At 38.7% G+C, this 13,551-nt stretch carries 12 protein-coding genes; 3 read left to right on the forward strand and 9 right to left on the reverse strand.

Features of this window, described 5'->3' with window-relative positions; all coding sequences use genetic code 11:
* Nucleotides 1–42: 42 nt before the first annotated feature.
* From carA to DY109_RS12295, 4 genes are all read right to left on the reverse strand, one after another.
* A complete protein-coding gene (carA, locus tag DY109_RS01935) occupies nt 43–1,173 on the reverse strand; it encodes a glutamine-hydrolyzing carbamoyl-phosphate synthase small subunit (protein WP_023949606.1) in 1,131 nt (376 codons plus the stop codon).
* Nucleotides 1,173–1,724, reverse strand: coding sequence for a DUF507 family protein (locus tag DY109_RS01940; protein WP_023949604.1), 552 nt, complete (start codon nt 1,722–1,724; stop codon nt 1,173–1,175). Before DY109_RS01940 ends, carA begins: the two co-directional genes overlap by 1 nt.
* 100 nt (nt 1,725–1,824) lie before the next feature.
* Complete coding sequence (locus tag DY109_RS01945; RefSeq protein WP_023949602.1) at nt 1,825–3,762, reverse strand: penicillin-binding protein 1A; 1,938 nt, start codon at nt 3,760–3,762, stop codon at nt 1,825–1,827.
* A 43-nt stretch (nt 3,763–3,805) separates the two neighbouring features.
* Nucleotides 3,806–5,170, reverse strand: a complete 1,365-nt coding sequence (locus DY109_RS12295) for a methyl-accepting chemotaxis protein (protein WP_023949600.1) — start codon at nt 5,168–5,170, stop codon at nt 3,806–3,808.
* A 199-nt stretch (nt 5,171–5,369) separates the two neighbouring features.
* Between DY109_RS12295 and fur the strand changes: the two genes are divergently transcribed.
* Nucleotides 5,370–5,825: a ferric iron uptake transcriptional regulator gene (gene fur, locus DY109_RS01955; protein ID WP_023949599.1), complete on the forward strand. Its 456-nt coding sequence runs from the start codon at nt 5,370–5,372 to the stop codon at nt 5,823–5,825.
* 46 nt (nt 5,826–5,871) lie between these two features.
* Complete coding sequence (locus DY109_RS01960; RefSeq protein WP_023949598.1) at nt 5,872–6,450, forward strand: phosphatase PAP2 family protein; 579 nt, start codon at nt 5,872–5,874, stop codon at nt 6,448–6,450.
* A 53-nt stretch (nt 6,451–6,503) separates the two neighbouring features.
* Here the strand turns inward: DY109_RS01960 and DY109_RS01965 are convergent, their stop codons facing one another.
* The 5 genes from DY109_RS01965 to DY109_RS01980 form a co-directional block, all read right to left on the reverse strand.
* Nucleotides 6,504–7,211, reverse strand: coding sequence for a ribonuclease HII (locus DY109_RS01965; RefSeq protein ID WP_023949597.1), 708 nt, complete (start codon nt 7,209–7,211; stop codon nt 6,504–6,506).
* A gap of 473 nt (nt 7,212–7,684) precedes the next feature.
* Nucleotides 7,685–8,905, reverse strand: coding sequence for a pyridoxal phosphate-dependent aminotransferase (locus DY109_RS01970; RefSeq protein ID WP_023949595.1), 1,221 nt, complete (start codon nt 8,903–8,905; stop codon nt 7,685–7,687).
* A 261-nt stretch (nt 8,906–9,166) separates the two neighbouring features.
* Nucleotides 9,167–10,975, reverse strand: a complete 1,809-nt coding sequence (gene asnB, locus DY109_RS01975) for an asparagine synthase (glutamine-hydrolyzing) (protein ID WP_115737742.1) — start codon at nt 10,973–10,975, stop codon at nt 9,167–9,169.
* Complete coding sequence (locus DY109_RS11100; protein ID WP_147291154.1) at nt 10,911–11,135, reverse strand: hypothetical protein; 225 nt, start codon at nt 11,133–11,135, stop codon at nt 10,911–10,913. Before DY109_RS11100 ends, asnB begins: the two co-directional genes overlap by 65 nt.
* 280 nt (nt 11,136–11,415) lie before the next feature.
* Nucleotides 11,416–12,012, reverse strand: coding sequence for an FAD-dependent oxidoreductase (locus tag DY109_RS01980; RefSeq protein WP_023949587.1), 597 nt, complete (start codon nt 12,010–12,012; stop codon nt 11,416–11,418).
* 207 nt (nt 12,013–12,219) lie between these two features.
* Here DY109_RS01980 and DY109_RS01985 point away from each other — a divergent pair, with 207 nt between their 5' ends.
* Nucleotides 12,220–13,539 (forward strand): glycosyltransferase family 8 protein, encoded by a 1,320-nt coding sequence (locus DY109_RS01985; RefSeq protein WP_023948743.1) that lies wholly within the window; start codon nt 12,220–12,222, stop codon nt 13,537–13,539.
* Nucleotides 13,540–13,551: the final 12 nt, after the last annotated feature.

Raw genomic sequence — 13,551 nt, forward strand, 5'->3', positions numbered from 1 at the left:
TTCTGCTGTGTATTTATGGCTTTTTATTCGTATTTATCGATATTAGATGGTGCTTTTGATAAGCTTTGCAAATTCTTGAAAAATTAGAGTAGATTCTCGTGGTCCCGGGCTTGCTTCTGGGTGATGTTGGATTGAAAACACTGGCGCGTTTTTATACGCTACACCCTCAATCGTAGAATCAAACAAATTTCTATGAGTGATTGTAGCGATTGCTTCAATCTCTTCAGGCACAGAATAGATGTGGTTTTGGGCTGTAATTTCTATGGAATCTGTGGAGATATTTTTTACAGGGTGATTGCCACCATGATGTCCAAATTTCAGCTTATATGTCTCATAGCCATTTGCGATTGCCAAAAGCTGATGCCCAAGGCAGATTCCAAATATCGGAATCTTAGCTTCAATCAAGAGTTTAATTTGCGCGATTTGAGCTTTGAGAAACTTTGGATCACCCGGACCATTTGACAAAAATACCCCTTGAATCTCGCCTTGTTTGTAACGCGAGATAATATCATTTGCGCTAAACTCATAAGGCATAACCTCTACTTCCAATCCAACATTAACAAGCTCGTTTAAAATACTTCTTTTGATCCCAAAATCAATAGCGATGATTTTGTGCTGTGTGGGTGGAATCTGATAATCCATAATCGCAAAATCAAAAATCCCATTTTTGTGAGTATAGGCTGTTTTTGTGGAGACATAATCGATGTGATTTTCAGATTCTATGGGTGTAGCATTGCGTAATAAAGACGCAAGCTCGTTTTTATCGTGTATTTGAGTAGAGGCTATCATCATCATCGCACCTTGCGTGCGGATTATTTTTGTAAGTGTCCGCGTATCAATCTCACAAATCCCCAAGATATTATGAGAATCTAAAAGCTGCTTTAAAGACTGCTCAGAGCGAAAGTTTGATGGCATATCATGATAATGTCGCACAATCACCCCGCGACAAAAAATACTTCTGCTTTCAGTATCTTTTGTATTCACCCCAACAATGCCAATCTCTGGCATAGTAAAAGCGATAAACTGCCCAGTATAGCTCGGATCAGTGATGATTTCTTGATAGCCTGTAAGAGAGGTATTAAATACAACCTCGCCGATACTCGTTCCATTTCCACTAAATGCCTTTGCCTTGCAAAACAAACCATTGGCAAAATAGAGCGATACATCTTGCATTATAAAAATCCTTTTTTGCGTAACTCTTCATTATAAAGCTTTTCATACACAAGCTCATACTCATCAGTTCCGACCAAAAGCTTTCGTTTATATGTTTTTATTTTTTGCATAATTTCATCTTGGATATTTTCATGAAGCTTAGAATACTCATCAATCGCCTTAAAAATAATGTTTTTGACTCGGTTTTTGTTGATATTAAATTCTATGTATTGCTTGTTGTATAGAGAATCTAAAATAATATGAGAGAGGGCATTGTATCGATCGTCCCATTGCAATAAAAAGTGCTTCTCTTCGGCTAATTGCTTTTTTATCATCCAAAACAACTGCCTCTCATCAGCTCGTAAAAATTCCGCTTCTTGCTGATTTTTCTCCAAAATCTCTTGTGCTTTTTGATCGATGCTTACTTCTTTTTTGTAGTCTGCTTCCAACACATCTTTGGCGATTTTAGCGATTGTCTCTAATGGAACTTTTAGGGTAACAAGATGTGAATTGTATAAATCAAGAGCGATTTTGTTTGCGATATATCCAATATGCGTTAATTTGAGTCTCATATTTCCAACCTTTATCTAACCTCGACTATAAATTGGTGAGTATTGTAGCGTGTTTTATCTAAAAATGGATTTAACTCTACATGTAACTTTGGTGATGAGATTACCACAAAAGCCGATCGTTTGTATCTTGCTGTTTGATGTTATTTGGCAGGGGTGAAGTGTCTGTATAGTAAAAAACTTGCTTGTCGATAGTTTTAGATTTTACACCATTTGGTATAGGAAAACTCCTGCGCAATGCTGGCTCAACTTTAAGGACATTACTCATAAATTCCGCAAAAACAGGAGTAGCAACTAGCCCCGCGCTTTCGTATTCTCCAATGGATTTATTATCATCTCTTCCATACCAAATAATAGCCTGAATATCTGGAGTAAAGCCACAAAACCACAAATCTATATTATTATTTGTCGTGCCTGTTTTGCCTGCGACTTCGATTCCATTGACTTTTGCTCTTCTTCCTGTCCCATTTGTGATGACATCTTTGAGGATTGAGATTGTCAGAAACGCTTGCTCTGGAGAGGTGATAAATTCTGATTTTGTATCAAAAGGAAATACATTGCCATGAGAATCTACAACACTATCAATAAGAAGCGGATCAACCCTCGTGCCGTAATTTGAAAAAATAGAATATTCTCTAGCCAAAAGCAATGGTGTAGCATTCAAGCTTCCAATCGCAATTGTCATATCATTATTAAAATTACTAAATCCATAGCGCAATAGCCCATTATACACATCGTTAAACCCAATAAGCTGCACGACATTAAGCGTGGCAAGATTTCTTGAATACATCAAAGCATTTTGCAGTGTAACCATTCCTTGAAATTTACCGCTGACATTTTTTGGCTTCCACTCATCAAAATTCCTCGCTGCATCAGGAACTTGCGTCGCTATTGAATACCCTTTGTCAAATGCCATTTGATAGATAAATGGCTTAATGCTACTTCCGACTTGCCTATTTGCATCTACGGCTCTATTGTATGGACTTTCGTTATAATCGACCCCACCCACAAGTGCTAGAATCTTGCCTGTTTTAGTATCAGTTACAACCATTGCGCCATTAAGCAAACTTCGAGGAGAATCTTCCTCTGTTGCTGCTGTGTTTTTTGAGGCTTTTTGCAATCGCTCTTGAATATTTTTATATCCATTGGTGATGGCTTGCTGTGCTAGGGCTTGGTATTCAAGATCGACATTGAGCTTGATTGTGTATCCACCGGTTTTAATGTCTTTGATATTGCTAAGCTGCTTGAGTGTAAAATCCGTTACATAAGGGGCGATATTTTGGGTTAAAGTTTGGTTATAGACAACCGGAATCTCCACAAGCGAGGCATCTTGATATTCTTTTGAGATCCAGCCCAAATCATACATTCTTCGTATAATATCATTTGCTCTAGAGAGTGAAAAATCAATATTTTTTGTCGGATCATAAATGCTTGGTGCGCGAGGAAGCCCAACAAGCATTGCGATTTCTTTGAGGGTAAGCTGCGAGAGCGATTTTTTGAAATACCCCAAAGCCGCAGTTTTTACTCCATAATACCCATGCCCAAAAAATGTATCATTAAGGTATCGCTCTAAAATCTCTTCTTTTGTCAAAACACGCTCAACTTGAAATGTCAGCAATGCTTCTTTAAATTTTCGATTTAATGTCCGCTCTCTTGTGAGGATTGTATTTTTGATGAGTTGTTGTGTGAGCGTGCTTCCGCCCTCGGCAAATCGTCCGCTTTTGATGTTTTTTAGGGTTGCGCGAATGATCGCATCATAATTAATCCCGCCATGCTCAAAAAACAAAGTATCCTCTATTGCTAAAAGTGCTTCAATCATTCTTGGCGGAATCTCATCAAATTTGGCATAGAATCTAAATTCTGTGTCAAACACATTGGCGATCAGTCTATTTTTGCGATCATAAATTTGTGTGGCTAATTTGGGGTGGTAGTTTTTGACTTTGTCAATATCTGAACTCAAATCCATATACAGCACAAAGATATAACCTACAATCCCCACCACAAAGACAATGAAGAAACATAAGGCAATTTTTTTAAACATAATCTACGCTTATTTACATTTCAAAATCACTCATAGATTTTAGTTATTCATGCGCTTGTTGTGCCTGTTGCACTTGTGTGGGTTGCGCTTGTGCGGGTTGCGCATGTGTGGGCTGGTCATTGAGATGTGCTTGTTTTATGATTTGTTCATTTTTTTCTGCAAGCATTTTATCAATACATTGCATTACGCCATTGCTTCCTTCTTCCATAGCTGAAACTTTTGCATCAATGTAGGATTTGAGTGGCATACCATTTTCGATAGATTGTGCCAATGTATTTGCTTCATTATGGACTGTCGCATGATAAGCATCAAGCTCTCTATATCCAGCAGTATCGCTAAAGTTAGCCTTACCATCGCCTTGAAAATACCATTTACCCAATCGGCAATTTGTATGCGGAACTTGATTAAACGAATTATTGATTTTAAACAAAATCGCATAAAGATTGTTTTTAAACACCGTGTGATCGAGCTTTGCAAGCGTGCAGAAAATCTGATTATCACAAATTTTGACAGAATATTTAGCAGCTTGTGCGGCTGTTTTTGTGTCTTCAGCCATTGCATAGATTTCATCAATGCCGCTTTTGACTTCTTGAGTGAGATGTGAGGTTTCTTCAGTGCTTGTTTGTATATCGCTTGCTTCTTGTTGCATGGATTTTACGACAATAGCAATTTCTTTTGTCGCTTTTTGTGTTTTTTCAGCAAGCTTTCGCACCTCATCAGCAACAACAGCAAACCCTCTTCCATGCTCGCCAGCCCTTGCTGCCTCAATCGCTGCATTAAGTGCAAGTAAATTTGTCTGCTCAGCAATATCATCAATAAGCGAAACCACATTTGTGATTTCATTGCTTCTTTGGGCAAGTGAGGCGACTAATTCCGTTGCGTTTTGCATTCTTTCGTATAAAGAGCTGATATCGCTCTCTACGCTTGCACTTTTATCTTTGACTACCGCACTGACATCTTCGTTGTTTTGGGCTTTTTCAAATAATGTTTTTGTCTCTTCTAGGATTTTTTGCAAAGAAGTTTGCGTCCCGACAATGCCATCTTTTAGGCTTTTGTAATACACAGAAAAAAGATCAAGCCCATTTGTATTGCAACGATAATCCGCCTCCACAAAGCGATAAAATTCAACACCATCAATTTCTAAAAACTTAACGCTATATGTGTGATCGCCAGTTGTAACCTCAGATGATTCTTTGTTTAAATGCTGCACGATTTCATTGAGATTTTTAAGATCTTGAGCAAATGAATTTTTAAAGATCACTTCACCATTTTTGATCCCAACCATACCTTCTTGCATAGAAAATCCAACGACTTTTTTATACAGCTCGATTTCTTTTTTGAGGCTTGCAATCTCTGTTGCTTGCTTTTCTATTGTTAATTTTACTTCACGACTTGAACTTCCAAACATTGTTTATCCTTTGCCCTCAGTATTTTGTGTTAGAGTTGGCTATTATATCTCAAAAAAACAGCAAAAGTTGCTAGATTTTTTATATTTATTCTCAAATGTTTGAAAAAATTAAATCATTTTTATTGTAAAATAAGAATCATTCAAATACAAAAGTTATCCACAATATTAAAGAATACAGACCAAAAAAGGAGCAAGAGCGATGAAAAATAGACTAGAAACCCTAGAATCTATTCTTAAAAGACTTAGACATTCTATCAAGCAAAATGGACTCAAAAGTTCAAAACAACGCGAAGAAATCATCTCTGTGCTTTACAAAAGCGGACGACATCTAAGCCCCGAAGAAATCACCGCCGAACTCCGCACCAGAAACAAATCAACCAGCATTTCATCAGTGTATAGAATCTTGGGGTTTTTGGAGAAAGAAAATTTTATCACTGCTTTAGAGCCGGGCAAATCAGGCAAAAGATACGAAATAGCTGCAAAAGAACATCACGATCATATCATCTGCCTAAATTGTGGAACGATACTTGAATTTGTCGATGAAGAGATAGAATCTCGTCAGATTCAAGTCGCTAATGCCTACAAAGCAAGACTTGTAAGCCACGATATGCGCCTTTTTGTGATTTGCGAAAAATGCCAAAAAGAAAAATCATAGAATTTCGCTTTCATTTTTACAATTATTTATAAAAGAGCTAATTTTAATGTTTAAAAAAATAATTTTGGGTGTGGCATTGTTTTGTGCTTCACATTCCTTGCATGCAAAAAGCGATTTTGAAATGCTTGGAGATGTATTGACGCTTGCTCCGGTTGGGGTTATGGTTGTAAGCCTTGGAATGAAAGATTATGAGGGCGTGTGGCAGCTTGCAGCGGGGACTTTGGTTACGCAAGGGACGATAGAAATCATCAAAAAAAGCTTTCAATACGCACATGATAATGGCAATAGTGTAGCCTTTGCCAAACGCCCTTGTTGTGATAGCTATAAAGGAATGCCAAGCGGACATGCCGGAGGATCATTTAGTGCGGCTGGGTTTGTGTTTTATCGCTATGGTTGGAAAAGCGCGCTTCCTTTAATTGGCATTGGTATTGTAACTGATGCTTCAAGGGTGTATGCTGGCAAACACACGATTTGGCAAGTGCTTGTTGGAAGTGCCATCGCATGGGGTTGGGCTTGGGTTTTTACCACGTCTTATAAACCTAGAAAAGTCATCATCACGCCCGATATTACGACCGATGCGACAGGAAGAGGCATATATGGGGTAAATATGAGTTATAGTTGGTGATGAGATTTGCATAGATTTTATAAAAAAATAGAGAGAATCTACCCAAGCAGAATCTAAAACAATCGCGGAGGCTCTTGTGAGCTTGCCTGTTGCTTTATCACAAAGCTTTTGCGATGAAGCGGGCTTAGCCCATATTTGCTAATCGCATCGATATGTGATTTTGTGCCATATCCTGCGTTATTGTTGAGATTGTATTGCGGGTAGAGCTTATCAAGCTCTTGCATTTCTCGATCCTTCGCACATTTGGCAAAAATCGATGCACAAGAGATATGCGCCACCTTATCATCGCCTTTGATTATGGATTGTATGGTTCGTTGATGATTTGAGCGAAGATGAAAGCAAGTGTTGCCATCTATATAAAATACCCCACATCGCGCCTCAAAATACCCTATAATCTTTTCTATGCTCTCTTTTAGACATCTGCTTAAGCCCTTAGAATCTATATCTTTGGCTTCTTGGCGCACGACAAAATACCACATATCATCTCTACTTTTTAGCAAGGATTCAATGGCAAATCGCTTTTGTTTAGAGAGCTTTTTACTATCTTTGACACCCAAATCCTTTAGCTCACTCATCATCTGCTCCTCGCCTACCACGCCAGCGACAAACAAACTTCCACATAAACTTCCCCTGCCAGCCTCATCGATCCCGCAAATCAAAGCCATAATTTTAATCTCCAATTTCGCCAAGTTTTTAATAAAATCTAAAGTTGTGTCATTGCGAGACTTCACAAGAAGTCGTGGCAATCCAGCCTCTTGCATGTCTTAAGCGTTAGCGTTGCAATCTATGCTTTACTTAAAGTGGATTCTCTTTTGCTTCGTCCTATCGTTCTCGCAATGACGATTTAGATTCTAGATTTTATGTTGTTTTTCATCATTGCGAGGCGCGAAGCCGACGTAATCCAGAATCCAGTGCGACGCACGAAAAGTAGCGACTCATTCGCTCACCTTGCAAAACCCCAAAATTTATTCAAAAATCTAGAATTTCTTTACGCTCTTTTTATCTCCATAGAATCTAGAATCTATGCAAACACAAAGGGGTGTAAGGGGTGTAAAGAAATTCTCTATTTTTAGGCAGATTTAGTCAGTGTTGTGTAGAAATTTTTAGGCAAGCAAAAAATATAAAAAAGTGTAACATAAGCGTTCATTGTAGGTTTGTAGGCTAAAAATTTCAAACTCCCTGAAATATGCTAAAAAGAGAGGATTTAGATTCTCTATAAATTAGATTCTAGAATCTAAAGCGTGCGGATAAAATCCCCCAACCGCTCTAACCCTCGCTTAATCTGCTCCTCTGAGCATGCAAAGCTCATTCGTATAAATCCCTCCATACCAAACGCACTACCCGGCACAAATGCCAGCCCCGTGCGCTCCAAAGCCTGCTTACAAAACTCCAAACTCTCGCCACCTTTTGATGCATTACTTTTTAATGCATCATTTAACGCGCTATTTTTCAGCGCACCTTGGATATTGATAAACAAATAAAACGCCCCTTGTGGCTTTAGCACTTCCAATCCATCGATATGATTTATCATCTCGCACGCTAGATCGCGCCTTCTAGCAAATGCCTCTCTCATAGATTCTATTTCAGAATCCACCTCTCCATTGAGCGCGACTATCGCGGCTTTTTGCGTGATTGAGTTGATGTTTGAAGTGCATTGTGATTGAAGATTCGTCATTTTTTTGACAAGCTTTGTATCAGCGGAAGCGAGATAGCCTATCCTCCAGCCAGTCATCGCCACTGATTTGCTTAGCCCATTGATTGTGATCGTCCGCGCAAACATATCAGAATCCACAGCTCCCACAGAGCAAAACCCCCCGTCATACATAAGCTTTTCATAGATTTCATCAGCAATCACGGCGATATTGCTTCCTTTAAGCACGTGCGCTAACTCTGTAAGCTCTTGCTTAGAATACACCATTCCAGTGGGGTTTGATGGCGTTGTGAGAATCAATGCTTTGGTTTTATCTGTGATAACGTTTGCAAGCTGACTTGGGGTGATTTTGAACTGCGTTTGCGCGGAAGTCTCTAAGAATACATTTTTGCCCCCACTATAGGTAACAAGCTCAGGATAAGTTACCCAATATGGCGAAGGAATAATCACCTCATCGCCAGAATCTACAAGTGCTTGAAACACATTAAATAACGATTGTTTCGCGCCATTGCTGACAAGAATTTGATTTGGCTCATAATGTAGGTTGTTTTCTCTTTTGAGTTTGTTTGCAATCGCGACTTTGAGCTCTGTGATACCCGATACAGGCGTGTATTTGGTAAATCCAGAATCTAGCGCGCGCTGTGCGGCTTTTTTGATTGGCAATGGCGTATCAAAGTCAGGCTCACCTGCTGAAAAGCTCAAAATATCGCGCCCTTTTTCTTTGAGCTCAGAGGCAAGAGTCGAGATAGCGATTGTGGCGGATTCTGAAAGGTTTGAGATACGAGAAGAACAGCAAAATTCCATAAGCAACTCCTTTTTGCTTGGCATTATAGCAAATATTTAAAACGCAAAAAAAGAATCGCGAAGTTTTTGGAATTGTAAAGGCAGAATCTAGATTCTATGCAAACACAAAAAGAGCGTTAAAAAATCCTCTATTTTTAGGCAAGATAGAATATATGGATTGCCACAGCCCTAAAGGGCTTCGCAATGACGACAAAAACGATAGATTCTAGATTCTATATTTTCTTAAACCACCTTGAAATTCCAACAACAAATGATGAGAATCTAAGCAAATTTCACTGCATTTTTTAGCGATTTTTGCCATAGGTAAGGATTTAGCTCGCACCATATTTGTCCGCCTATGTCGTTTGCATTGTAAGCACCAGCGCAAATTTGCTCTATTTGTTTGGCGGTTTTGGTAGGATTTTCTACTAGCTCGCATTCCAAAAAATCCCTTGAATGCACCAAATCAAGCGCCCATTCTTTAAGCCCATTATGTGCTTTGTCGCGCTCTAGCCACTGCATAAAAGGCGAATTGAAGCCGATTTTACTTTTTCGCCAAGTTACACCCTTTGGCATAAAGCTATCCACACTATCGCGAATTAGCCTTTTTGTGTAGCCACCGCGGATTTTATAATCAAATGGCAGACTAAAGACAAACTCCACAAGCCTATGGTCCATAAATGGCATACGAATCTCCACGCCATTAATCATCGAATATCTATCGTAGTTTCGCAAAAGTGTCGGCAAAATTGTTTGATAAAAAATCTCATAAAGTTGCGCGCTAAAATGATCGAGCGTGTCAAAATGACGATGAGTGTGCGTTTGCGGAAGTTTGAGCTTGTAGCCGGTGGTTTTTTTGATAAAGGTTTTTAGGAGGAATTTTGCTCCTTCTTTATAAAGTGCTTTATTTGGGCAAGGCTGGGCGCGCGTTTGGTTTAGTGTATGCAAAATATCAAGTGCTTTTTTGGGGCGGAATCTAGCGTCCCAAAGTGCCTCGATAATATGCCCATATCCACTAAAAAGCTCATCTGCGCCATGCCCATCAAGCGTAACACTCACGCCATTTTGCTTCACAGCCTCATAAGTGGCGATCATTGGAATCGGGCTTGTGATATAGACATCTTCAAACATATAAAAATAATGCTCGATTTTATCCCAAAATTTAAGCGGATTTATCTCCAAAAAAGTCGCTTTGATATCTAAAAAATCTACAACTTGAGAGGCATATTTACTCTCATCAAGTGGCGTGTCTTTGAAGCAAGCTATAAAAGCGTGCTGCCAGTCTTTGGATTCTCGCGCGTTAGATTCTTGGAGATTTGATTCTCGTAGATTTGATTCTTTGGGGTTAGATTTTGCGCCTTGATTATGCAAATATGCCATCGCACACATCGTAGAGCTAGAATCAAGCCCTCCGCTTAATGCCGTGCCGATAGCCACATCAGATCTCATTCTCATCTTCACAGAATCCAAAAATAATTCCCTAAATCGCTCCACTGCTTGAGTGTAGCTTGGAAGTGGCGTGATGAGGTGATTAAGGATTGAATAATATCGCTTTACTTGAAGCGTTTTTGGTGGGGTTTGCGTCTTTGTATATGGCTCATAATAGGCAAAATGTGAGTGAGGAAAACGTTTAATGCCCTCAATTAAGGTGTGTTCGCTTCCTTCATAATCAAATATATTTTCTATTTTTGTCATCGTAGAAAAATCGCTAGCAGGGCGAACTTCGCGCAAATATGGATAAATCGCTTTCATCTCGGAGGCAAATACGAATATATCTTGATTGTTTTTGTCTTTGGTGAAGGCATAAAAAAGCGGTTTTTTGCCAAATCTATCACGAGAGAGAAAAAGTCGTCTTTTTTGGCAATCCCAAATCGCAAGCGCCCACATACCATTGAAGCGATTGAGGCACTGCTCGCCCCATGCATCAAAGCTTGCAAGGATTACTTCAGTATCAGAATCTGTGTGAAATATGTAGCCTTTGGCGATGAGCTCTTGACGTAGCTCTAAAAAATTATAGATTTCACCATTAAAGACAATATAATATTGCCCCCCCCCCCCGACAAGATTTATAAGCCATTGGTTGCTTGGCATTATGACTCAAATCAATAATCGATAATCGCCTATGCCCCAAAGAAATGCACTCATCATGATATACACCAAAATCATCAGGTCCTCTATGTGTGAGTGTGTCAAGTGCTTGGGCGAAGTGGTTTTTATTTGTATTTGGAATAGTGCCTAGGATTCCGCACATTGTAGCTCCTTTTAGTATTTATTTTGCTTGATAAGCTAGCCTTGTCATTATAGCTTTTATATTAGCTTGAAAGGCTTAATTTTATGGTTTTGGTGCTACAATTTTGCTTTTTTGTTTTGCTCGCAGATAAAGACACAGACAAGGAGGATATGTAGAAAATGCTTTTAGATTCTTTACTTGCGCGTCAATGATGACAAAAACAGCCTAGAATCTAGAATTCAAGATCTAGATTCTAGGCTGAAGTCTATTTTACATAATTTACATAAAATCTATTTGGAATCTATTTGCGTGAGGTTGGCGTATCATGGACTATGCTTACTTCGCCTTTGATGTCGCTTAGGATAGCGCATGCTGCTTCAGCTGCACTTCCGATAGCGCATGCTACTTGCGTGGTTACGCCCGAAGCAAGCCCTGCGGCATATACGCCTTCTTTAACCATTTGGCGACCAGAGCAAGCCAGCTTGATTTTGTTTGGTTTATTCATAAGTGTGTGCGGGCGGACTATATCGCCTAGCCCTTGTATGTCAAACCGCGAAGCACCTGTTGCAAGCACGACATATTCACCCTTTTGGCTAAAGTCTGCACCCTTCACCACAAAATCTCCCTTGCTTCCGCTCACTTCAGTTACACTTCCTTGAATGTATTTGACTTTGAGTAATGAGTCGATTTGCTTTTTTGTTGTCTCAAGGATTTCTTTTGCCTCCGCACCCATTGGAAACAACGGCATATTATAAATCGCTGCAATTTTCAAATCGCCCTTGTCATCATCAATGATAGTAATATCAAAGTCTAATTCACTATTTTTGGCTGACGCAAGCACGAGAGCTGTCGTGAGCCCAGCGATACTTCCACCTACAATCACTACTGATTTTTTCATGTTTTATCCTTATATATAAAATAAGCCTAGATTCTACCCTAGCTTAAAATACATACATTAAACATAATGAAATTTTTAATTATTTTTATCATTGATTTTATCGTTTGGGATTTTTTGGATTTTGCAATGATAAAGCCTATAAAAATAAACATAAGAATATGCTATAATCCTAGCTTTTTAATTTAATCCCAAACAAAAAGGCAAAAAATGAAAAATAATGAATATACAATTTGCTTTACTTGCGATGATAATTATATAAAATATTGCGCTGTGGCAATGAGTAGTATAATCTCTGCAATAGTAAATCAAAAAAATCAAGCAAATAATGCTTCAAATAGCCATATTATCGAGGGGGGGGGGCAATATAACCTTAAAAATTTAGCAATAGATTCTGCTGATTCTATTTTAGATTCTGCGTCTAAACCCAAATCAGATTCTCATTTTTCACAAAATCTAGTAAATAAAATAGATTTAGATTCCACATTAAATTCCGCTTCCAAAGATTCTATCTTTCAAGATTCCGCCTCAAATCTTAATCTAACCCAAAATCCAAACACTCCAAACCAAAATAACTCTACATTAAATCACACTCCTATCGCATTTCATCTTATCACTGATACACTAAAGCCAAGCACGATTGCTAAACTTCGCAAACTAGAATCTAAACTTAATGCACTCTACCCCGCAAGTATCACACTACATCATCTAAGCCAAGATGAGTTCAAAGATTTACGCTCTTGGGGAGAAGCAGGGCAGAATTGGTGTGCGTATTTTCGCCTAAAGCTTGGTGATATTTTAGCTCCCTCGCTAAAAACCTGCCTTTATCTTGATGTTGATACATTTGTTTTACAAGATATTCGTCCATTGTTTGAGATGGATTTGGAGGGCAAAAGTATCGCTATGGTGCGTGATGTTACAAATATCACATCAATAGTCAAAGACAATGTTGTCAAATCCACTGATTATTGCAACTCTGGCATGTTGTTTATCGATCTTGACAAATGGCGCACAAAAGATATGAGCCAAATTCGCGGATTTAAATACAATGAGGCTCCCGATCAAGACTTTATCAACTATATCTTTAAAAATGAAAAAAAGATTCTGGCATTTCAATGGAATTTCTTATGGTTTGATGAGAGGAGATTACGATTTGATTCTGATAAACAAATCATCAAAAATGGCTTCAATGGAGCCTTTGATGTAATACCTTGTGTGTATAGTTTAGAAGAATTCCGCCAAGCACTCCAATCTCCTGTAATAGTGCATTTTATATGTGGTTACAAACCATGGGAGAAAATTGACTGGAATCCAAATGGCAAACCAGAATTTGTAAAGCACCCTTATGATAAAGCTTGGTGGCAAATAGCAAAATCTACACCTTTCTTTGCAGAGATAAAGAGATCTTACACAAAGCGATCATTTAAAGTTAGCACTCTTGCATATCTCAAATATTACGCACCATTTGTGTTTTATACCCTTCGTGCGATAAAGCGCGCATTGAAGGGGGTGAAGGTATTGCCAAAATAAAACAAATTAGAT

The organism is Helicobacter fennelliae (genome assembly GCF_900451005.1).
In the GTDB taxonomy this organism is placed as follows: Bacteria; Campylobacterota; Campylobacteria; order Campylobacterales; family Helicobacteraceae; genus Helicobacter_B; species Helicobacter_B fennelliae.

Coding starts and splice junctions, on each gene's coding strand:
- carA (WP_023949606.1), bottom strand. CDS start 1,173: ATGCAAGATGTATCGCTCTATTTTGCCAATGGTTTGTTTTGCAAGGCA.
- DY109_RS01940 (WP_023949604.1), bottom strand. CDS start 1,724: ATGAGACTCAAATTAACGCATATTGGATATATCGCAAACAAAATCGCT.
- DY109_RS01945 (WP_023949602.1), bottom strand. CDS start 3,762: ATGTTTAAAAAAATTGCCTTATGTTTCTTCATTGTCTTTGTGGTGGGG.
- DY109_RS12295 (WP_023949600.1), bottom strand. CDS start 5,170: ATGTTTGGAAGTTCAAGTCGTGAAGTAAAATTAACAATAGAAAAGCAA.
- fur (WP_023949599.1), top strand. CDS start 5,370: ATGAAAAATAGACTAGAAACCCTAGAATCTATTCTTAAAAGACTTAGA.
- DY109_RS01960 (WP_023949598.1), top strand. CDS start 5,872: ATGTTTAAAAAAATAATTTTGGGTGTGGCATTGTTTTGTGCTTCACAT.
- DY109_RS01965 (WP_023949597.1), bottom strand. CDS start 7,211: ATGCAAGAGGCTGGATTGCCACGACTTCTTGTGAAGTCTCGCAATGAC.
- DY109_RS01970 (WP_023949595.1), bottom strand. CDS start 8,905: ATGGAATTTTGCTGTTCTTCTCGTATCTCAAACCTTTCAGAATCCGCC.
- asnB (WP_115737742.1), bottom strand. CDS start 10,975: ATGCCAAGCAACCAATGGCTTATAAATCTTGTCGGGGGGGGGGGGCAA.
- DY109_RS11100 (WP_147291154.1), bottom strand. CDS start 11,135: ATGTGCGGAATCCTAGGCACTATTCCAAATACAAATAAAAACCACTTC.
- DY109_RS01980 (WP_023949587.1), bottom strand. CDS start 12,012: ATGAAAAAATCAGTAGTGATTGTAGGTGGAAGTATCGCTGGGCTCACG.
- DY109_RS01985 (WP_023948743.1), top strand. CDS start 12,220: ATGAAAAATAATGAATATACAATTTGCTTTACTTGCGATGATAATTAT.